At 32.1% G+C, this 22,848-nt stretch carries 22 protein-coding genes; 7 read left to right on the top strand and 15 right to left on the bottom strand.

The window, feature by feature from the left end:
* Positions 1–503: 503 nt before the first annotated feature.
* The 6 genes from J3U19_RS03445 to murA form a co-directional block, all read right to left on the bottom strand.
* Entirely contained in the window at positions 504–1,574 is a 1,071-nt protein-coding gene (locus J3U19_RS03445; RefSeq protein WP_267340414.1) for an acyltransferase family protein, read from the bottom strand.
* A gap of 147 nt (positions 1,575–1,721) precedes the next feature.
* The gene (locus J3U19_RS03450; RefSeq protein WP_267340413.1) at positions 1,722–1,979 is read right to left on the bottom strand and encodes a GNAT family N-acetyltransferase; all 258 of its coding nucleotides are present in this window, start codon (positions 1,977–1,979) and stop codon (positions 1,722–1,724) included.
* A gap of 260 nt (positions 1,980–2,239) precedes the next feature.
* On the bottom strand, positions 2,240–3,202 hold the full coding sequence (gene pfkA, locus J3U19_RS03455; RefSeq protein WP_267340412.1) for a 6-phosphofructokinase: 963 nt from the start codon (positions 3,200–3,202) through the stop codon (positions 2,240–2,242).
* 93 nt (positions 3,203–3,295) lie between these two features.
* Positions 3,296–4,192: a cation diffusion facilitator family transporter gene (locus tag J3U19_RS03460; RefSeq protein WP_267340411.1), complete on the bottom strand. Its 897-nt coding sequence runs from the start codon at positions 4,190–4,192 to the stop codon at positions 3,296–3,298.
* A gap of 11 nt (positions 4,193–4,203) precedes the next feature.
* A complete protein-coding gene (locus J3U19_RS03465; protein ID WP_267340410.1) occupies positions 4,204–4,779 on the bottom strand; it encodes a DJ-1 family glyoxalase III in 576 nt (191 codons plus the stop codon).
* Positions 4,780–4,834: 55 nt separating this feature from the next.
* Entirely contained in the window at positions 4,835–6,088 is a 1,254-nt protein-coding gene (murA, locus tag J3U19_RS03470; protein WP_267340409.1) for a UDP-N-acetylglucosamine 1-carboxyvinyltransferase, read from the bottom strand.
* Between the two features lie 282 nt (positions 6,089–6,370).
* Here murA and J3U19_RS03475 point away from each other — a divergent pair, with 282 nt between their 5' ends.
* The 4 genes from J3U19_RS03475 (at position 6,371) to can (ending at position 9,618) form a co-directional block, all read left to right on the top strand.
* Positions 6,371–6,568 (top strand): YbdD/YjiX family protein, encoded by a 198-nt coding sequence (locus tag J3U19_RS03475; protein WP_267340407.1) that lies wholly within the window; start codon positions 6,371–6,373, stop codon positions 6,566–6,568.
* A gap of 16 nt (positions 6,569–6,584) precedes the next feature.
* Positions 6,585–7,625, top strand: coding sequence for a CobW family GTP-binding protein (locus tag J3U19_RS03480; RefSeq protein WP_267345455.1), 1,041 nt, complete (start codon positions 6,585–6,587; stop codon positions 7,623–7,625).
* Between the two features lie 211 nt (positions 7,626–7,836).
* The gene (locus J3U19_RS03485; RefSeq protein WP_267340405.1) at positions 7,837–8,895 is read left to right on the top strand and encodes an FAD-binding protein; all 1,059 of its coding nucleotides are present in this window, start codon (positions 7,837–7,839) and stop codon (positions 8,893–8,895) included.
* A 57-nt stretch (positions 8,896–8,952) separates the two neighbouring features.
* The gene (can, locus tag J3U19_RS03490) at positions 8,953–9,618 is read left to right on the top strand and encodes a carbonate dehydratase (RefSeq protein ID WP_267340403.1); all 666 of its coding nucleotides are present in this window, start codon (positions 8,953–8,955) and stop codon (positions 9,616–9,618) included.
* A gap of 10 nt (positions 9,619–9,628) precedes the next feature.
* Here can and nrdG read toward each other — a convergent pair whose 3' ends face one another.
* From nrdG to trxA, 5 genes are all read right to left on the bottom strand, one after another.
* Entirely contained in the window at positions 9,629–10,093 is a 465-nt protein-coding gene (gene nrdG, locus J3U19_RS03495; RefSeq protein ID WP_267340401.1) for an anaerobic ribonucleoside-triphosphate reductase-activating protein, read from the bottom strand.
* A 17-nt stretch (positions 10,094–10,110) separates the two neighbouring features.
* Positions 10,111–12,246 carry an anaerobic ribonucleoside-triphosphate reductase gene (nrdD, locus tag J3U19_RS03500; protein WP_267340400.1) on the bottom strand — a complete coding sequence of 712 codons (2,136 nt, stop codon included), beginning with the start codon at positions 12,244–12,246 and terminating at the stop codon, positions 10,111–10,113.
* A gap of 385 nt (positions 12,247–12,631) precedes the next feature.
* Positions 12,632–14,047: an NADP-dependent phosphogluconate dehydrogenase gene (gene gndA / locus J3U19_RS03505; RefSeq protein ID WP_267345456.1), complete on the bottom strand. Its 1,416-nt coding sequence runs from the start codon at positions 14,045–14,047 to the stop codon at positions 12,632–12,634.
* 166 nt (positions 14,048–14,213) lie between these two features.
* Positions 14,214–15,476 (bottom strand): transcription termination factor Rho, encoded by a 1,263-nt coding sequence (rho, locus tag J3U19_RS03510; protein WP_065565045.1) that lies wholly within the window; start codon positions 15,474–15,476, stop codon positions 14,214–14,216.
* 347 nt (positions 15,477–15,823) lie between these two features.
* Positions 15,824–16,150 carry a thioredoxin TrxA gene (trxA, locus tag J3U19_RS03515; protein ID WP_267340396.1) on the bottom strand — a complete coding sequence of 109 codons (327 nt, stop codon included), beginning with the start codon at positions 16,148–16,150 and terminating at the stop codon, positions 15,824–15,826.
* Positions 16,151–16,305: 155 nt separating this feature from the next.
* On the opposite strand from trxA, the gene rhlB reads away from it, so the two are divergent.
* The gene (gene rhlB / locus J3U19_RS03520; protein ID WP_267340395.1) at positions 16,306–17,535 is read left to right on the top strand and encodes an ATP-dependent RNA helicase RhlB; all 1,230 of its coding nucleotides are present in this window, start codon (positions 16,306–16,308) and stop codon (positions 17,533–17,535) included.
* A 124-nt stretch (positions 17,536–17,659) separates the two neighbouring features.
* Here the strand turns inward: rhlB and J3U19_RS03525 are convergent, their stop codons facing one another.
* On the bottom strand, positions 17,660–18,274 hold the full coding sequence (locus tag J3U19_RS03525) for a TfoX/Sxy family protein (RefSeq protein WP_267340394.1): 615 nt from the start codon (positions 18,272–18,274) through the stop codon (positions 17,660–17,662).
* A 319-nt stretch (positions 18,275–18,593) separates the two neighbouring features.
* Between J3U19_RS03525 and J3U19_RS03530 the strand changes: the two genes are divergently transcribed.
* Positions 18,594–19,235: a hypothetical protein gene (locus tag J3U19_RS03530; protein WP_267340393.1), complete on the top strand. Its 642-nt coding sequence runs from the start codon at positions 18,594–18,596 to the stop codon at positions 19,233–19,235.
* Positions 19,236–19,241: 6 nt separating this feature from the next.
* Here J3U19_RS03530 and glnB read toward each other — a convergent pair whose 3' ends face one another.
* Positions 19,242–19,580 (bottom strand): nitrogen regulatory protein P-II, encoded by a 339-nt coding sequence (gene glnB, locus J3U19_RS03535; protein ID WP_267340391.1) that lies wholly within the window; start codon positions 19,578–19,580, stop codon positions 19,242–19,244.
* 22 nt (positions 19,581–19,602) lie between these two features.
* Positions 19,603–21,210: an NAD+ synthase gene (locus tag J3U19_RS03540; RefSeq protein ID WP_267345457.1), complete on the bottom strand. Its 1,608-nt coding sequence runs from the start codon at positions 21,208–21,210 to the stop codon at positions 19,603–19,605.
* A gap of 119 nt (positions 21,211–21,329) precedes the next feature.
* Between J3U19_RS03540 and aroB the strand changes: the two genes are divergently transcribed.
* Positions 21,330–22,409: a 3-dehydroquinate synthase gene (aroB, locus tag J3U19_RS03545; protein WP_267340389.1), complete on the top strand. Its 1,080-nt coding sequence runs from the start codon at positions 21,330–21,332 to the stop codon at positions 22,407–22,409.
* 167 nt (positions 22,410–22,576) lie between these two features.
* Here the strand turns inward: aroB and J3U19_RS03550 are convergent, their stop codons facing one another.
* Entirely contained in the window at positions 22,577–22,756 is a 180-nt protein-coding gene (locus J3U19_RS03550; protein ID WP_267340388.1) for a hypothetical protein, read from the bottom strand.
* Positions 22,757–22,848 lie beyond the last annotated feature (92 nt).

The following is a 22,848-nucleotide window of genomic DNA, read 5'->3' on the forward strand; positions in this document are numbered from 1 at the left end:
TGTCGATGACGCCGTGTCAGTGGATGCGCATTATAGGCACTTTAAATTTTACTGCAAGTGTTTATTGCTATTTTTTTTCTGTTTGCGTTTTTTTTATCCTATTTCTTTTGTGGAATATTTTTAAGCTTGTTAAAATAAGATCAAATTAAATAATAAAAAACATGTTATTAGCCATCATAAACAAGTGAATTTTAAGTGGGACAAATTTTCAATTCTCGATATAACATAGTAGAACGAAAAAATTAGATGCCTATTAGTATTTTAATGTATGAAGTAGGAAAACATTCACTATAACTTCAATAATAGAGTCGTAATTATTTTTGAAAAGAATTAAGTTCCACCCATATGATAATCAGTGGGTGGTAATTTTTTACTGCTAATTTAAAAATAATATTTAATAAATCATAAATTCCATAGGGCTGGGAACCTAATGGACATACAATGATTCCAAATAAGCAAATTTATCTTAAAAACGATTAATTTTATAAGTTAATTAATCGATTTTAACGCATTCCTCCAATAAGATATTTTGCTTTATCTTTGAAAACTAATTTAATTATGTTAGCAATTATGGTACTAATCACTAAAGTTAATACTAAAAAAGTTACTGCTCCTAATGAGGCTAATTCACCATTACTTGTTTTAATAATATCACCTATTGGTGATATATAAAGTTGATACTCAAGCTCTAATACTATTATTTCATGAATAAAATAGATAGGAAAACTCACATTTGCCATATAGGAAAAGAATTTATAAATTTTTCCTTCATTTACTTTATGATTTAATCTATCTAAAAAATAGAGAGCTAGTATAAATAAAATAATTTTTTGCAAAGTATCAAAATAAAGATTCTGAATACCAAAGTAATTCATATAACGATATGCAAAAGGAACAAAAAAACATAAACCAAAGAGAAAGATAATTAATAACAAGTTATCTTTCACAGACTTCATAATAGTTTCATAATTTTGTTTAAGCATCATACCGACTAGATAAACGGGACCATAATGCAATAAATTTTGAAGAGGCTTAGTAAAATCAGGTTTAGTAAATATCACCACCCAAAACATAGCTATTAAACCAGTCACAATTAAATTCTTTTTTGACCAATAAAAAAAAAGTGGTCCCATTAGATATACAATAATTATCATTGGGATAAACCATAGGGGTAAAAGCTGCTCGCCAGTTAACATCATCCTAATTATTGAGCTGATAACGCTAGGTTCTGTTGATGAGTACCATGGTAATCCCGATAGATATTGATAGTGATAAAAGAAAAAACAAAAAATAGACACTGAAATATAAGGACATATAATTGTTTTAAATTTTGATAAATAGTATGTTTTAGTATCAAATTTGTATGTTAAATGTTGAAACAAAAAACCAGCAATCAATACAAAAAAGGTTGTGAAATTAAATGCAAACAAATTTAAAAAAGAAAATAAATAACTATTCGCAATTAGATTAGAGTTTTTAAATACACCTAAACAATGACTAAAAACAATCATAATAATTGCAACACCACGCAATACGTGAATAGAATAAATTTTTTGAGGTTTCGCAGATTCCATCTTAAAATCAAAATACTATGGTAATTAATATAGCGATACATTAGCACATATTCGAATAACTGGAACTAGCATTTATAAAAAATAATATTTAAAATAAGGCTTGACAATTTGATAATTGAAATATTTAAATTTTTTTAATAACTAGAATTAATTTTGTTCGTTTAATTTTTTAATAGCAAAAGAACAAATAGGAATAATTTTACGGTTTTCTTGTTGTAACTTTTTTACAACAAGATCTAATAATTTTTCAGCAATGCCTTGACCTCGATAATCAGGAGCTATATAAGTGTGATTAATAGTAGCTTGATTTTGTCCTAGACGAGTAAAAGTCATCTCGGCTATCTGTTGATGTTTTGCATCACAGACATAGAAACGATCAATATCTTCTAAATAACTTAATGACATAATCTCTTCCTGCTATTTAAACTATTTATTTGGGATCTGAAATTTAATAAATTGAGTAAAAAATAAATATTAACAATGTATCTATAAAATTATTATCAAACAGAAAAATTAAGTTTATTGATAGTATAAAGTCAGCTGAACATTAAAAAAATTAATAAGTGAATGATTGAAATATTGTTTTATCAATCATTCACTTATTAAACAATGCTTTCTTATTACTTATATTTATGCAGATTGTTTGATCGACATAATATTAATAACTAAAATAAACGTTTTGCAATATTATAAAGATCTACATCAAATGGGCGCTTCATATTATTAATAGCATCTATTATATCATGATGTACTAATTTGCCATTTTGAACGCCTACACTTCTTCCTGCATGACCTTGTAATAATAATTCAACAGCATAAGCACCCATACGTGAACCTAAAATACGATCATAAGGAACAGGAGTGCCACCTCGTTGAACATGACCTAATACTGTAGCACGAGTTTCATGGTGAACGGCTGCTTCTATATCAGCTGCAAGTTGATTTACGTCACACATATGCTCTGTAACGGTTACAATTGCATGTTTTTTACCTTTTGCAAAACCTAATTTAATTTCTTCAATTAAATCTTCTTTTGTATAAGACATTTCTGGAATAATCATGAATTCACAACCACCAGCAACTGCCGCATTTAATGTTAAATCACCGCAATCTCGCCCCATAATTTCAATCACAGATATTCGATGATGTGAAGAACAAGTATCACGCAATCTATCAATAGCTTCAACAGCAGTACTTAATGCTGTGAAATAACCAATCGTATAATCGGTTCCTCGAATATCATTATCAATGGTACCTGGTAAACCAATACATGGAAAACCTTCTTCTGTTAAACGCATGGCGCCCATATAAGAACCATCACCACCAATAACAACTAAAGCATCAATTTGATGTTTTTTCAAATTCTCAATAGCTTTTTGTCTTACTGTTTTATCTTTAAACTCTGGGAATCTGGCAGAACCTAAAAACGTACCACCACGAGTAATGATATCTGACACGCTAGAACGTTCTAACTGAGTAATTCGATCTTCACAAAGACCTAAATAACCATCATATACACCAAAAACTTCCAACCCTTCTGTTAAAGCAGTTCTAACCACACCTCGAATGGCTGCATTCATCCCTGGTGCATCACCACCACTAGTCAAAATACCTATTTTTTTTACCATAGAAAATAACTCCTAATAATTAACTTCTGATTATTATAGAGTCTTAACAGATTTCTAACAATAGATGATAAAAGGTATTTTTGGTGTTTTTTTCTACGACATTATTTCAATTGGTACAACCGAAATGGGATCTTGATGAATAATTACTGTCGCAGGAGAAAAGAGTTCAGCAATACGCTTTTCAATTGAATCCGCTATAGCGTGTGCTTTAACTAAAGGCATATTATCATCAAGTTCTATATGCAATTGAATGAATTTTATCGGACCTGCTTGCCTAGTTTTCAAATCATGAAAACCATGAACATTCGGATAGGATGCAACAATATTAGCAATCTTCTCGTTATCACTTTCTGGCAATGCTCTATCAAGTAAATCTTGTATAGCATTGTAAGCAATCTTATAAGCATTATAACAAATATATAAAGCAATCAAAAAAGCAAATGCAGCATCAGCAAAAGAAATTCCATACCAGCTTAAAAAGAGTGCAATGATGACAGTAATATTCATTAACATATCAGAAGAATAATGTAGCATATCAGCTTGAATTGCCTTACTTTGAGTTAGTTTCACAACATATCTTTGATATAAAACAAGTAAACAAGTAAATACCGCAGATATGGCTGAAACAATAATCCCCAACAATGGAGCTTGTAGCTCACTAGGATGAACAATAGATTTAATACTAGAAAGCAATAAAATTGTCGCTGAACCTATAATAAATGTACTTTGTGCCAGTGCTGCAAGTGATTCAGCTTTACCATGACCGAAAGTATGATCATCATCGGCAGGTTTCATAGCATAACGTACCAAAAAGAAATTAAGTCCTGAAGCAAGTAAATCAATACTTGAGTCTAATAATGACGCAAATAAACTTATTGAACCCGTTATCCAACAGGTAATAAATTTTAAGAATATTAGAAAAATAGATGTTAAAACAGCAATCAATGTAGATCTTTTAACTAATTTATCGTACAAATGTGAATTTGACATTTGGTACCTTTTTATTGATAGGATTCAATCCCCAATGGAAGGACTAATTGCTGAGCAACCTCAGCTGCCTTTTTTCGCCCGACTAAAACATCAATAATTTTCAAAGCAAAATCTATTGATGTAGCAGGACCTTGACTCGTGATAACTTTATTTTGCTCATCAAAATATACTCTATCCGTTTTCCAAAGTTTAAATGCATCTTTTGTAGATGGGTAACCAGTCATATATGCCTTTGGAAATAAATTATGATGTTGTAAAACTATTGCTGGAGAAGCGCATATTGCCGCAATAACGCCGCCAACGTGATGAGTTTTTTTCAATATTTCGATTAATAACGTGCAATCTCGAAAATTTTCAGCTCCTTTAACCCCACCTGGTAAAATAACCACATCAAAATTCTCATATTGAACATCTGAAATCGTTTTTTGAGCTAAAATTGTTACTCCACGAGAACATTTAACTTCGCAACAATCTGAGATACTCGCAGTAATGACTTTAATACCTGCTCTGGTTAGTAAATCAATTGTTGTTACTGCTTCTGTTTCTTCGCAGCCATCTGATAAAAAGATCATCGCTTGTTTCATCATTATGGTACTCCTTTTAACCAATTAAGAATCTATTTAATTTTAATTATGATGAATTTTATTTTATTCTTTCAATATTGGCTCCTAAACTTCTTAGCTTTTCTTCAATATTGTCATAACCTCTATCAATATGGTAAATACGATCAACCATTGTAGAACCTTCTGCAATACAACCAGCCAACACTAAACTTGCCGATGCTCGTAAATCTGTCGCCATCACTTGTGTGCCACTCAGTTTTTCTACGCCATGTGTAATTAATGTATTACCTTCAATTTCTGCTCTAGCACCCATACGAATTAATTCTGGCACATGCATAAATCGATTTTCAAAAATTGTTTCTTTAATAATTCCAGTACCTTCAGCGACCATATTCAATAATGAAAATTGTGCTTGCATATCGGTAGGAAAACCTGGATGTGGCGCAGTATGAATATTTACAGCTTTTGCTCGTTTATTTTGCATATCTAAACAAATCCAATCTTCGCCAACTTCAATATCTGCACCTGCTTCTTTTAATTTTGATATAACGGCATCTAACAAGTTTGGATCAGTTTTGCGACAAGTAATTTTTCCTTTTGAAATAGCAGCGGCTACTAAAAAAGTTCCTGTCTCAATTCGATCTGAAACAATTTCATGCGTACCACCACCTAAATTTTTAACACCTTCAATTTCAATACGCATTGTTCCAGCACCTGTAATTTTTGCACCAAGCATATTTAAAAATTTAGCTGTATCAACAATTTCAGGCTCACATGCTGCATTTTCAATTATCGTTTTACCTTCGGCTAAAGTTGCAGCAGACATAATCGTCACTGTAGCACCTACACTCACTTTATCCATAACAATATGAGCTCCTTTCAATCGACCATCTACAGAAGCTTTAACATATCCTTCATCCAAAACAATTGTAGCACCTAATTGTTGAAGTCCAGTAATATGAAGATCAACAGGTCTTGCGCCAATTGCACAACCTCCAGGTAATGAAACCTGTCCTTGACCAAAACGAGCTACCAATGGTCCCAAAGCCCAAATGGAAGCACGCATTGTTTTCACTAATTCATAAGGTGCACAATAATTGTTAAGATGAGCAGCATTAAGCTGAACAGAACCATTACGTTGACATTTCACACCTAACTGGCTTAGTAATTCCAATGTAGTATCAATATCTTTCAACTTAGGTACATTTTTTAGTTCTACCGGCTTTTCAGCTAAGATGACCGCAAATAAAATAGGTAAAGCAGCATTTTTAGCGCCAGAAATAATCACTTCACCGTTTAAAGAAGTTGGACCTTTAAGGAGAAACTTTTCCATTATTAAACTCTAATAAATAATAAATTAGGCAATATTATAAAAGTTATTTAATAATATATAAATCAATTTAGTAAAAATATATTTAAATCATTAAAAGGGATTAGGATAGATTTCACACAATATTATTATCATTTTTATGTAATTTTATAAATTACTTCAAATCAATGATTGACTCAAGTTATATAGCGTCTTATATTGAAAAATGTTCTAATTATTAATATAGTTGATTAAGAGAAAATTAAAACTCTTAATGTTCTTTTTCAAAATAATAAGAGATAAAACATGTTTGATTCACTTACCAAAGCAGGAAAATATCTCGGTCAAGCTGCTAAGCTTATGGTCGGTATTCCTGATTACGATAACTATGTTCAACACATGAAACTAACCCATCCTGAACAAACACCTATGACTTACGAGGAATTTTTCAAAGAACGCCAAGATGCACGTTACAGTGGTAAAGGTGGATTTAAATGCTGTTAAAATTGAGAGATAGCAAATGAGCAACCCAATCATTCCGCATCCCCTACCTGTCACTTTACTAACAGGATTTCTCGGTTCGGGTAAAACGACATTAATTAATCATTTATTAGAGAATAATTGTAATGAAAAAATAATTATTATTGAAAATGAATTTGGTCAAGTAAACCTTGATAGCGATTTATTAAATGTCAATTGTGATATTCAAATTGTTGAGATGACAAATGGTTGTATCTGCTGTACCGTTCAAGGCGAACTTACGGATGCCCTTCATAAATTGCACGCACAGCGAACAGCTGGCAAATTAACATTTGATCGTCTTATTATTGAAACCACAGGACTTGCCAATCCAGCGCCAATTATTCAAACATTTTTTATTGATGGCTTGATTCGTGAAACAATTAAACTTGATGCGATTATTACCTTAGTCGATGCTCAACATATTTTGCAGCATCTAGAACAACACCGAGTAGTACTTTCACAAATTGGATTTGCTGATCGCATTATAATTACTAAAACTGATTGTGTAAGTGAAGAGCAAAAAAATGAAATTATTAATAGAATTAATAGAATTAATAATAAAGCAGCAATTGTTGTAGCAATAAATGGACAATTACCAAAATCACAATGGATTGACATTCATTCATTTGATTTAAATGACGATTTAATTATTAATAAAGGTTTTTTTGTTATCAATTCAATAAAAAATGTTGAAACAAGCTTTAAAATTCTCCCATTAGAGAAGCAACCTCAATCTTGGGAAGATAATATCTGCTCCTATCTTTTTGAAGCTGGCGAACTTGATTTGAAAAAGATAGGCTTATTTATGGAAAACTTGGTTGAACAATATGGTAATGACATGTTACGGTATAAAGGTGTATTAGCTATTAAAGACAACCCACAACGCTTGATTGTTCAAGGCGTGCATAAAATTGTTGGTTTCGATTATGGTTCTTCATGGCAAGATCCTTCTGAAAAAATATCTCGATTAGTAGTAATTAGTCGTATTTTGCCATTTGACGATTTGAATCAAGCATTTTTAAAAACTATTGCTGACTAAAAATTAATGCATATTTGTTTAACCCAATAAAAGATAACATCTATTTCATCGATTAATTCACTATCTATTTTATACTGAAATGTATAGTTAACCTGAAAGATCTTTACAAAATCCTAAATTAGAAACAGTATAACCATAATAGTCACTTTTTATTTTATATATGATAATATGACGGAATTTTTCAAATTTATTAAGTAAGTAATATAATAATATGGATTACGATATTGCAATCATTGGCCTAGGTCCTGCAGGTAGTACGTTAGCACGTTTACTTAACCCATCTTTTAAGATTATTGCTTTAGATAAAAAAGATCAAACTGGTGATAAAGGTTTTCATAAACCTTGTGGAGGATTATTGGCAAATGATGCTCAAAAATCTTTTGCTAGACAAAAATTAAATATTCCAACTGATATTTTAACCAACCCACAAATTTTCAGTGTCAAAACTATAGATTTACAAACTAAATTAGTTCGTAACTATCAACGTAGCTATATTAGTTTTGATAGACATAAGTTTGATCTATGGTTAAAATCACTTATTCCTTCAACAGTTACAGTATTACATAATACGCTGTGTAAAGAAGTAAGAAGAATCATTGATGGTTATCAAATTACTTTTGTCGATGAAAATGAGATTGAACATAATGTTACCTCTCGGTATGTAATTGGTTCTGATGGAGCAAATTCGATTGTTAGACGAATGCGCTATCCAAATCATTCCATTAGGCAATATGTAGCAATTCAACAATGGTTTATTGAAAAACATACAAATCCTTTTTATTCTTGTATTTTTGATAACCAATTAACTAATTGCTATGCTTGGAGTATGTCTAAAGATGGGTATTTTATACTTGGTGGAGCATTTCCCAAAAAAAATGCCAATAAATATTTTGAACAATTAAAACAAAAATTAACACAACAAGGCTTTATACTTAGCGAATCGGTGAAATCTGAAAAATGTCTAGTTATCTATCCTAATCGTTTCCGTGACTTTTATACTGGCAATGAAAATATATTCTTAATAGGTGAGGCGGCAGGATTTATCAGTGCAAGTTCTTTAGAGGGAATCAGCTACGCTCTTGACAGCGCTGAGATTTTAAGCAAAATATTAAACAGTGGTCAATCAAAACCAAATAAGCGATATTATCAAAAAACAATACCATTACGCCTTAAATTATATAGCAAAATTATTAAAGCCAAAATATTCACTACGCCAATTTGGCGAAAGCTGATTATGAAAAGTAAGATTCAACATATAAGAACGAATTAATTAATATTGAATTTATATCAATAAAATAACTCAATAATAAATACATAAGGAATTGTTGTGAAGTTTAGTGTTAACGATTTAATCCGTTTTAATCACGAATGGTCAGAAAAAATAGAACAAGAAGATCCCGAATTTTTTAAACAACTTGCTATTGCTCAAAATCCAAAATTTTTATGGATTGGTTGTTCAGATAGCCGAGTTCCTGCAGAAAAATTAATTAAGCTAAAACCCGGTGAGTTGTTTGTTCATCGAAATGTCGGTAATTTAGTTATCCATACAGATCTTAATTGTTTATCTGTTGTGCAATATGCCGTTGATGTGCTAAAAATTGAAGATATTATAGTGTGTGGACATTTAGGATGTGGCGGTATACGCACTGCAGTCGAAAATCCTGACATAGGATTAATTAATAATTGGTTGCTACATATTCGTGATTTATGGTTTCGTAATAGTTCGCTCATTGGTGAGTTTCCACCAAAAATCAGATTAGATATTTTATGTGAGCTTAATGTTATTGAACAAGTTTACAATTTAGGTCATTCAACAATTATTCAATCTGCATGGCAACGCGGACACAGAATAAATTTACACGGTTGGGTTTATGGTATTGATAATGGCAAAATTACTGATTTGCATATCACATCATCAAGTAGTGAAAATCTTGAGATTAATTATCGAGAAGCAATATCCTATCTTTTAAACTTACATAAGTCTCAACAATAATCTTAACGCTTTATTTAAAACGATAAATGATTTGATTGCTGCTTCCTCGCCATAATAGTCGAGGATCAGCTAGTTGTTGAATAAATTTACCATCAATTAGTACATCAATATAAGATATAACTTCTTGCTGTTCGGCATTGAGTTCATCAAGTTTATATCCAGTCCATAGCCAAATATCTTTGTTATCACATTCAGATTTAACACGTTTAACTAGTTTTAATATTGCTGGAACATTCTTTGGATGTAAAGGATCACCACCAGAAAGTGATAATCCTTGACGTTTTATTTCTGTATCTTGTAAATCTTTAATAATCTGATCTTCAAGTGATTGTGTAAACGGCGAACCTGAATGAATTCCCCATGTACTTTTGTTATAACAACCTGGACATTGATGTACACAGCCAGCAACAAAAAGTACACAGCGGGTCCCTTCCCCATTTACAACATCAACAGGATAATAGCGATGATAATTCATATTTTTTAAAACTATGATTAACCAATTTGACCATTATTTAGATGCTTAACTCGACGTTTTACTTCTTCTTGTTTTCCTGCATTAAATGGACGAGCATCAGGGCTACCTAAGTAACCACACACACGACGAGTCACAGAGACTTTAGAGGAATCATGATTACCACAACTTGGACAAACAAAGCCTTTACTGGTACAAGAGAATTCCCCCATATAACCACATTCATAACACTCATCAATTGGGGTATTGGTACCATAATAAGGTACTCGACTATAGCTATAATCCCAAACATCTTCTAATGCTTTAATATTATTTATCATATTAGGATATTCTCCATAACAGATAAATCCGCCACTTGCTACTGGTGGATAAGCTTTCTCAAACTCAATTTTTTCATATGGATTGACTTTTTTTTCAACATCAAGATGAAAACTATTAGTATAATAACCTTTATCAGTGACACCAGAAATGATGCCAAACTCGGCAGTATCGAGTCGACAAAAACGGTCACATAAATTTTCGCTTGGTGTACTATACAAACTAAAACCATAACCAGTCTCATCCTTCCATTGTTCTACTGCTTTACGTAAGTGTTTAACAATAGCAATGCCTTTTTGACGTAATGTTTCATTATCAAATGGGTGCGTTTGATTACCATAAAGTGCATTTAAGGTTTCATGAATACCAATATAGCCCAATGAAATAGAAGCACGGCCATTTTTGAATATTTCAGACACACTATCATCTTCTTTTAATCGCACACCACAAGCTCCTTCCATATATAAAATAGGTGCTACACGAGCTTTAACACCTTCTAAACGAGCTATACGTGTCATTAAGGCTTTTTTGCATAGAGCTAAACGTTTATCTAAAATTTTCCAAAACTGCAATTCGTCGCCACGCGATTCAATTGCAATACGCGGAAGATTTAAACTAATTACTCCCAAGTTATTACGCCCATCATGAATTTTATGACCATCTTCTTCATAAACTCCTAAAAAGCTTCGACAACCCATTGGAGTTTTGAATGAACCAGTGACTTCAACAACTTTATCGTAATTTAGTATATCTGGATACATACGTTTGCTCGCACACTCTAATGCAAGTTGTTTAATGTCATAATTGATATCGTTTTTTTTATGATTAATTCCATCTTTAATTGCAAAAACTAATTTTGGAAAAACAGCCGTTTTATGATTTTTACCTAAACCTTTTATACGAACTTTGAGAATGGACTCTTGAATTAAACGTGACTCCCAGCTAGTTCCTAGACCGAAGCCGAAAGTAACGAACGGAGTTTGTCCATTAGCAGTATGTAACGTATTAACTTCATATTCTAAAGATTGAAAAGCATCATAACACTCTTTTTTAGTTCGACTTTCAGCATAAGCTTCTGGATTAGGTATATTCCATTCTTCAGCTACTTGTTTATGTTTTTGATAACTGATAGTGACAAATTTTGCTAAAATTTCATCAATACGATTTATAGTTGTTCCGCCATAAATATGACTAGCAACTTGAGCAATAATTTGTGCAGTTACTGCTGTAGCAGTCGCAATTGATTTTGGCGGTTCAATTTCAGCATTTCCCATTTTGAAGCCATTTGTTAACATGCCATCTAAATCAATTAGCATACAGTTAAACATTGGAAAAAATGGTGCATAATCAAGATCATGATAATGAATTTCACCACAATCATGGGCTTGCGAAATTTCTTTAGGTAATAGATATTGTTTTGCATAATGCTTTGCTACAATTCCCGCGAGCAAGTCGCGTTGTGTAGGAATAACCTTACTATCTTTATTAGCATTTTCATTTAATATTGCAACATTACTTTGTTCAATTAAACCACGAATATCTTGAGTTAAACGACTGCGTTGTTCACGCTCTCGATCACGATCATGTCTATACTCTATATAGGTTCTTGCTAACTTTTTATAAGGGCCTGACATTAGCTGATTTTCAACTGCATTTTGGATTTCATTAATATCAACACTTTCACGATCAGCCATTTGATTAGTAATATCTTGGGCAACAGCAGCACAATAATTAGGATCTTTAACATTAGCAGCAACTGCTGCCTTAATGATAGCATCTCTGATTCGATCTTCATTAAATGCGGTCTGATAACCATCACGTTTAATTACTACAGGCATATATACTCCTCAACATTCATTAATAAATAGCAGTTTGCATAAGATTTATATCAATATTAATACTCATGTTAATTGTAATGATTAAAACAATTGATTTTTTTATAAGAATATTAGACTTTATTTGATATAGATCGAGATTTTCACATTGCTAAGATAACACTATATATAGTAAATACAAATAAATTATACACCATATATTGTGTTTTTCCAGATTTTTTAGTAAATAATATTACTTGACAAAGCAAAGTTCAAGAACAACAAGTCTTTTTATGGATAACTTAAAAAATTTGAATGAATTTATTGGATGATAAAAAGACAATTTTTATAAGAGTGCGAGATAATCTTGCACTCTTTTAGCAACTGTTATTACTTGGATTAAAAATAATTATGACTCAATATTGAGCCAATCGGTATGAAAAATACCCTCTTTATCAATACGTTGATAAGTGTGAGCACCAAAATAATCTCGCTGTGCTTGAATTAAATTAGCGGGTAATACTGCTGAACGATAACTATCATAATAAGCTATAGCTGCCGAAAGCGTTGGCACAGCAATACCCTGTTGAATAGCTAAAGAGACAACATCACGCAATGACTGTTGATAAACTTCAACAGTGTGATTGAAATAAGGTGCTAATAATAAATTATCAATCTGATTATTATTAGCATAGGCATCAGTAATTTTTTGCAAGAATTGCGCACGAATAATACATCCAGCTCTGAAGATTTTAGCTATCTCTCCATAATTTAAATCCCAGTGATATTTATGAGATGCAGCCTTTAACTGTGCAAATCCTTGAGCATAAGAAATAATTTTACCCATATAAAGTGATTTACGCACTTTTTCTATCAATTCTTTCTTGTCACCAGCATAAGGATCGTGTTTAGGACCTGTTAATACTTTTGATGCAGCCATACGTTGATCTTTGATTGCAGAAAGATAACGAGCAAATACCGATTCAGTTATCAATGATAAAGGTTCCCCAAGATCTAAGGCACTTTGACTCGTCCATTTACCCGTACCTTTATTACCCGCTGCATCTAAAATCACATCAATAAGATAATTACCATCCTCATCTTTAAATTTAAAAATATCAGCTGTGATCTCAATTAAATAGCTATTTAACTCACCTTCATTCCAATCACAAAAAACGTTAGCTAGCTCATCATTAGTTAAACCTACAACATGTTTTAGAACTGAATAACTTTCAGCTATAAGTTGCATATCACCATATTCAATACCATTATGTGCCATTTTCACATAATGACCTGCGCCATTTGGACCAATATAAGCCACACATGGTTCTCCATTAGCTTTAGCAGCTATTTTTTCTAATATCGGTGCAACTAATGCATATGCTTCTTTTTGACCTCCAGGCATAATTGAAGGACCTTTTAATGCACCTTCTTCACCACCAGAAACACCTGCACCAATAAAGTTAAAACCTTCATCAGATAACACTTTATTTCGGCGAATAGTATCTTCAAAATACGCATTACCACCATCAATAATAATATCACCTTTATCTAATAGCGGTCGTAGCTCATTAATAACGGCATCTGTTCCCTTACCAGCTTGAACCATAATAAGGATACGGCGAGGTTTTTCTAAAGAATTTACAAAATCTTCAATAGTGAAGTAAGGAACCAATTGCTTATCAGAATGCTCTGCCATTACTTGTTCTGTTTTATCTTTAGAGCGATTATAGATAGCAACAGAAAATCCACGACTTTCAATATTGAGCGCAAGGTTACGCCCCATAACTGCCATTCCAATAACACCGATTTGTTGTTTAGACATGATTTGGCTCCTATATTAAATCTATATATCACCTTAAATATTAAGGCTTTTTAACAATACCTAAAAATTATTTAAATTACGCTATATTTTGCCACAAAAAAACCGTATCAGAATATAATACGGCTTTTTTGGCAACTTTAATTATACTGAGTGCTAATTACGCAAATCATGAACGTTTCATCATTTCAAAAAACTCATCATTCGTTTTAGTCATGGCAAGTTTATCAATTAAAAACTCCATCGCGTCAATTTCACCCATTGGGTTAAGAATTTTGCGCAAAATCCACATTTTCTGCAATTCATCTGGTGAAGTCATTAAATCTTCTTTACGAGTGCCAGAGCGATTAAAGTCAATTGCAGGAAATACACGTCGTTCTGCTATTTTACGAGATAAGTGCACTTCCATATTACCGGTACCTTTAAACTCTTCGTAAATAACTTCATCCATTTTTGAACCAGTATCAATTAGCGCAGTTGCAATAATAGTTAAACTACCACCTTCTTCTACATTACGTGCGGCACCAAAAAAACGTTTTGGTCGATGTAATGCATTTGCATCTACACCACCAGTTAATACTTTACCGGATGATGGTACAACCGTATTATAAGCACGAGCTAGACGAGTAATCGAATCGAGTAAAATAATGACATCTTTTTTATGTTCTACTAAACGTTTAGCTCGTTCAATGACCATTTCCGCAACTTGAACATGTCTTGCAGCAGGTTCATCAAAGGTTGATGCAACAACTTCGCCTTTTACCAGACGTTGCATTTCAGTAACTTCTTCTGGACGTTCATCAATCATCAAGACTACAAGTTCACACTCAGGATGATTTACCGCCAAACTTTGTGCAATATTCTGCAGAAGCATGGTTTTACCTGCTTTTGGAGGTGCTACAATCAAACCACGCTGACCTTTACCAATAGGTGAAGCTAAATCAAGTACTCTGGCAGTAATATCTTCGGTAGAACCATTACCGCGTTCCATACGTAATCGAGAGTTTGGATGAAGTGGGGTTAAGTTTTCAAAGAGGATTTTGTTGCGAGCATCTTCAGGTTTATCATGATTAACTTCGTTAACTTTAAGCAAGGCAAAATAACGTTCGCCTTCTTTTGGTGGTCTGATTTTACCCGCAATCGTATCACCTGTTCTTAAATTAAATCGCCTAATTTGACTTGGCGATACATAAATATCGTCAGGCCCAGCTAAATATGAGCTATCGGCAGAACGTAAAAAACCAAACCCATCTTGCAAAATTTCAAGTACGCCATCGCCAAAAATATCTTCTCCACTTTTAGCATGCTGCTTTAAAATCGCAAAAATAATGTCTTGTTTTCTAAGACGAGCAAGATTTTCAAGACCCATTGTTTTTTCACCAAGCGTTACAAGCTCGGAGACAGAAGTGTTTTTTAATTCAGTTAAATTCATAATTTTAAAAATTCTTGAGGATAAAATTGATATGTTTGCAATTACCGCTATTTTTTGTATATTTCTTTTAATTTACTTATAAAAAACCTCTTTCTGGCAATAAACAAACGCAATCAATTATTAATTTTTGATGATAATATGCGCTTAGATATAAACTATTCACCCACTTAATCAATAAAAACAATGGATTGCAGAAAGGAGTTCTTGTAAGAGGTTAGCAATGTACACTAAAAAAGGTACTATGTCTATACTTAATTATAGTTAATGTATAGAGATATATGTATTTAAAATGAAATAATAAGAGTAATTTTATTACTCTTATTATTTGTAATAACTAATTAACACAATTAAAGTTGGTCATCAATAAAGCTTTTAAGTTGTGCTTTAGTTAAGGCTCCCACTTGTGTTGCAACAACTTTACCATGTTTGAAAATTAATAGTGTAGGAATTCCACGTATATTAAATTTAGGGGCAATGTTGGGATTTTCCTCAATATTTACTTTAGCAAAAATCATTTCATTACTATATTCTTCTGCGATTTCTTCTAAAATTGGTGCTATCATTTTACAAGGTCCACACCATTCAGCCCAAAAATCAACCAATATCGGTTTTTCAGCATCATTGATTTGTTTGTCAAATGTCGCTTCAGAAAGTGTAACAATATTATTACTCATTTGTTTATCCCCCAATAAATATTTTATATTTATAATATTAATAAATTTTCTATTTTTCCACTAGTAATTAGTATAATAGGGCATAATTATTAGTGATGTCTGTATGACTAATATGCTATAATTCTCAAACTTTGATAATTACATTTGAAACCATAATGATTCCATCTTATCTTACCAAAACAACTTTTAGTCAATTTCCATTACATCCTTTAGTAATAAAAGCACTTGATAAGAAAGGCTTTACTTATTGTACGCCAATTCAAGAACAAACATTACCGTTAACAACAAATGGAGTTGATATAGCTGGGCAAGGACAGACAGGAACAGGTAAAACTATTGCTTTTTTAGCCTCAACTTTTAATCATTTATTAAATCATGAACCATTAGCGGATCATAAAGCAAATCAACCTAGAGCAATTATTATAGCTCCAACTAGAGAGCTTGTGGTACAAATTTATCATGATGCAGAAGTATTATCTGAAGAAACAGGTCTTAAGTTAGGGCTAGCTTTCGGCGGTGATGGCTATGATAAACAGTTAAAAATGTTATCAGCTGGCGTAGATATTTTAATCGCTACCACAGGTCGTTTAATCGACTATGCTAAACAAAATTATATAAATTTAGAAGCAATACAGGTTGCCGTTTTGGATGAGGCTGATCGTATGTTTGATTTAGGATTTATCCGTGATGTACGCTGGATTTTTAAACATATGTCTTCCCCTTCAAAACGATTGACTATGTTATTTTCAGCAACATTAACACATAACGTACGTGAATTAGCTTTTGAGCACATGAATAATCCACAATACGTTGAGGTTGAACCTGAACAAAAAATTGGTCATCGAATCAAAGAAGAACTATTTTTTCCATCCAATGAAGACAAACTTGCCCTACTACAGACACTTATTGAAGAAGAATGGCCTGATCGCTGCATTGTATTTGCCAATACTAAAGTCACCTGTGAAAAAATATGGCGACATTTAATTGCAGACGGTCATCGTGTGGGACTATTAACAGGTGATATTGCTCAGAAAAAACGTTTGTCAATTTTAGAACAGTTTACTCGTGGAGATCTAGATATTTTAGTTGCAACGGATGTTGCTGCGCGTGGTTTACATATTCCTGATGTTACCCATGTTTTTAATTATGATCTACCTGATGATTGTGATGACTACCGTCATAGAATTGGAAGAACAGGGCGTGCAGGGGCTGAAGGTTACTCAATTTCACTTGCTTGTGAACGTTATTCTCAAAATTTACCAGCAATTGAAAAAGCAATTGATCATACTATTCCAGTTAGTCAATATGATCCATCTGCATTATTAGTTGACTTACCAATACCAAAAACGTTTAAACGTACTCCACGTAGAAGATCATCCACATAACATAATAATATAAACTTTGTAATATTATTATAAGCAATATACAGTTATCTTAAAAAATCAATCATAATTAAGATAACTGTTATCAAAATTAATATATTTATTTAACTTATAGATTAATAAATAATTAATTTTTATTTTTGTTTTTTAAAAAATCTTCATAGGCTAATTCAATCTGTTTTTTAGTTGCCTTAGATAACGATGCAACATGGCGTTGATTCAATGAGCCAAATAAAATAAATAAAACATTACCTGAAATACGAGAGTTTTTATTTTTTATCCTATGATATGCTTCTAAATATCCTACTCTATAAAATATTTCTATATTGGTAATACCAACACTAAATAGTAACTTTTCTAATGATAATGTTATATTGGGAAGTGTTTTAATTCGCTGATTTTTTAGCTTAATTTTCTCACTCTGTTCTAACTGAGCATATTTAATAACCATTTTAACCATGGAATGAAAAGTTTGTGTATCTTCAAATAATTCATCACTTACCTTGTAATAATCTAATGATTTTGTCAAAATCCCTGAAGGTAAGGTTAAAGTTGTCATGCCCATATCAATAAAAATCGAGCGATAATGTGAATGACCTCTTAAATAAAACTCTTGTTCACCAATCCATCCGAACATTACTCCTTTGCTATTAATACTAAAACCCCCAAAAAATGTTTTGATTGAAATATTATCAAAGGAAGATAAATCCTTCAGGATTTTATTTGCAAATGTTGAACTCATAATTTATCTCCACTTAACTTAATTAATTTAATAACATAGATAACTTACTGCTTAAATTAAGTTATAGTAAATAGTTTAATAATAAAACTGTTTTTTTTATAAATTCATAATTCTGGGATCTATCTTCCATAAATAAACATAAATGAGATTAATACTTGATAAAATAAATTTTTATCTTTCTAATATTCGTTTCAAAAATAAAACTAATTATAAATAAACAAATCTTAATAATTCTTTAAAAAGAAAAGATACTTTAACATTGTTATTATGTTGTAAAAATTATACAATCAACACACTATGAATTATATGGTTTCAATTATTGTCAATTCACATTAACATGATCAAAATTGCTGTTATTTTGTTTGTTTTGTTTTGTTCATCTGCTGCAACTGCAGATAAACTTGCATTAATACAATCATTGACTCTTTGTAATCCTAATTTTTTCAAAGAAGTTTATGCTAACAAAAGTGAATTGCAAAAATATACAGAGATCCAAACTTTTGATAAGAATAAAGCTTATATTTCTGTCGAAAATCGTACAGATACCAATAAAAACTATACTTATTTCAAAATTCCTATGATTTATAAAAATTTAACAATTAAAGGTTACTATGATAGTGCCATGGATCTAGGAAAAATGGGAAAATATTATTTTTGGGGCTTTATTATTGATAATGATATTAACCAAATTAAAGATGCATTAAATTTCATTGATTGGAAAAATATGGAAGACAATTTACTTTATATTGCTAATCCGATGATTCGTAATATTAACGATGAAATACATGTGTGGAATGAAAATACCGGTACGGTAGTAGGTGTAAAAACCATTCCTGCACCGGATACAACTGAAAAGTTGTTATTACTTGAAAAAGGCGCAAATATGAATCTGTTAATTTGTTCAATTCAAGGCATTGTAACAGTAGAATTACTAAAACAAGAACGCCCTGATATCAAATAAATTTAACTAAATTGCTGAATCATCCGTTTCACCGGTACGAATACGAATAACTTGCTCGACATTATAAACAAAAATTTTACCATCACCGATTTTGCCAGTCTGTGCAGTTTTCATAATGGTTTCGATACACATTTCTAAAATATCGTCAGAAACTACTAGCTCAATTTTTACTTTAGGTAAAAAATCCACCATATATTCAGCTCCACGATAAAGTTCTGTATGCCCTTTTTGACGACCAAAACCTTTAACTTCAGTGACGGTCATACCTGTTATACCCTGATCGGCTAACGCTTCTCGAATATCATCTAATTTGAATGGTTTGATAATAGCTTCAATTTTTTTCATACTTATTTTCCTCAATTCGAGATCACCAATTTTTAAATCCAAATGCAGATGTTATTGGATAACGTCTGCCTTTTCCAAAATTACGCATTGTGATTTTTGGACCGACAGCTGATTGACGCCTTTTATACTCATTAATATCAACTAATTTAATAACACGCCTTACTGTAATTTCATCATAACCTTGCTCAATAAGCTGTTCAACGGAAAAATCTTGTTCAACATAACCTTTCAATATTCCATCTAAAATATCATATGGTGGTAAACTATCTTGGTCTTTTTGATCTGGAGCTAATTCAGCTGAAGGAGGGCGAGTAATTACTCTTTCAGGAATAACATACGAGCGAGTATTTCGATATTTTGATAATGCAAACACCATTGTTTTAGGTACATCTTTAAGTACATCAAAGCCGCCGGCCATATCTCCATAAAGCGTAGCATAACCCACTGACATTTCGCTTTTATTACCCGTTGTTAATACTAGGCGTCGTCGTTTATTGGACAAAGCCATTAAAATAACGCCACGGCAACGTGCTTGCAAATTTTCTTCTGTAGTATCTTTTTGTGTACCGGAAAACATGGGTTTTAAAGATGACATAAACGCATCAAACATCGGTTCAATCGAAACAATATCAAATTCCACACCTAATAATTCAGCTTCTTCTTTAGCATCAGCAATACTAATATCAGCCGTATAACGGAATGGCATCATAACAGCCTGCACTTTATCTTTACCTAATGCATCAACCGCAATAGCTAGTGTTAACGCTGAATCAATGCCCCCAGAAAGACCTAATACTGCGCCTTGAAAACCATTTTTGGTAATGTAATCACGTGTTGCAAGAACCAATGCATCATATATCGACGCTAAAAGAAGATTTTTATCTTCAGCAATGGTAGTTTGGTTAGTAGGTACACCTAATTCAAAACAAGTAATTTGCTCAACAAAAGATTTTAGTTGGCAAACAATATCACCGTATTGATTACAAACAAAAGAACTGCCATCAAAGATAAGTTCATCTTGACCACCAACTTGATTAACATAAACAATGGGTAATCGGGTTCTAATGGCATGATCTTTGATTAAAGCTTGTCGTCGCTGTTGTTTTTCATAATCATAAGGAGAAGCATTAATAGTGATTACCAAATCTGCATTCTGAGCACTAATTTGATCGATAGGCTGATCTTGCCAAAGATCTTCACAGATTAATAACCCAATTTTTTTACCTTTAAATTCGACAATACAGCTCTGATTATCGGAAGTAAAATAACGCTTCTCATCAAAAACATCATAATTAGGTAGTAGTTGTTTGTGATATCGGGTTAATAACTTTTCTTCATAAAAAAAAGATAATGCATTAAAGATATGTCCATCTTGCCAATGTGGATGACCGACAATTACAGCACAATCGACACTCGCCTGCTGGACTAAAGATAGCGCTTTCTGACACCGATCTTTAAAATCAGCACGATAAATTAAATCTTCGGGCGGATAACCGCAGATAGCAAGCTCTGAAAAAATAATAAGGTCATTCGATGAATGGCTATGTATCAACTCAACAATTTGTTGAGTATTACCTTCTATATCGCCAACACACCAATTCTTTTGTGCTAAAACAATAGATAAAGACATATAAAATTCAAAATCTCAAATAAAATTGGCGTTAAGTTTAAATGATTCTAAGTTGCGCTGCCACTTTTTTATCGTTAACATGAAGTAATAAATTAGCTTTGACTTGACTGGAAATTATTATGCAAAAAATCTTAAATGTGGCACTAGCCAAACGTAGTTATCCTATAATTATTGGCGAAAATCTACTAAATGAATTCCACCATTTTAATCTTCAGGCAGGTCAACGTGTGTTAATTGCTACCAATGAAACTATTGCCCCACTTTATTTACAATCATTAATTGATATGCTAGGAAAACATGGTGTGAAAACCGACTCCATCATTGTTCCAGATGGGGAAAAATATAAAACCATAGAAACATGGAATACTATTTTAACCGCTTTGCTTGCTAATAATCATACGCGTAACAGTATCCTAATTGCATTAGGAGGTGGTGTAATCGGTGATGTTGTAGGTTTTGCTGCATCTGCTTACCAACGAGGAATAAAGTTTATTCAAGTTCCTACAACACTGTTATCGCAAGTTGATTCTTCGGTTGGCGGCAAAACAGCGATTAACCATCCATTAGGTAAAAATATGATTGGCGCCTTTTATCAACCTCAATCCGTTGTTATTGATCTTAATTGCTTAAAAACCTTACCACAACGTGAATTTTCCTCAGGTCTGGCCGAAGTCATAAAATATGGTATTATTTTAGATGCAGACTTCTTTAATTGGTTGGAAATATATATTGAAGACTTACTCAATCTAGATCTTAAAGCGCTCAGTTACTGTATTTATCGCTGTTGCCAACTCAAAGCCCAAATAGTTGCAGCTGATGAAACTGAACAAGATATGCGTGCAATATTAAACCTAGGACACACTTATGGGCATGCAATTGAGGCTGAACTTGGATATGGTAATTGGTTACATGGTGAAGCTGTCAGCGTTGGTATACTTATGGCAGCTCAAACCGCCAAATTATTAAATAAGTTAACAGATACCGAAATTGATCGTATAAAAAACTTATTGATTAAAGCTAAACTACCAGTAATAAGACCCACACAAATGTCCATAGAATCATATCTTCCACATATGATGCGCGACAAAAAAGTTCTATCAGGGCAATTACGCCTAGTGATTCCCACAAAAATTGGTCATGCTGAAATTATTGATGGAATTGAAAAAGAAATGGTGTTTAAATCGATACAGCAAGTTTAAATTGCTATTTTTAATATTAGACATTATTTATAAAATAAAAGGTGTTATACAGGACACCTTTTATTTTTACCCTCTTATTTTTAATCTGTTTATAAATCAGATCGAATACTACACCCAACAACACAACCGCAATTGCAATATAAAATGCTTTAGTATAATTTCCACCATTATTGACCAATAATATCAGCAATAATAGTACCTAATGCAAACCCACGTTTCTCTTTGAAAAATTTAATTTTATTGCTTAAGCAGCCTAAATAAGCTAACCCTTGTTCAAAACCACTTAGTATCATAGGAATTGGTCCAACAGCAGAATTTATGCCAACTGCAACCATAAAATTAGACATACTCCAAATTTTCTCAATACATAAAGTTCCTGTAGAAACATTAAAAGTATATATAGCACCAGTACAAAGCAATATTGATGTTGATGCAACTT

Source organism: Gilliamella sp. B2828 (assembly GCF_026537125.1).
In the GTDB taxonomy this organism is placed as follows: Bacteria; Pseudomonadota; Gammaproteobacteria; order Enterobacterales; family Orbaceae; genus Gilliamella.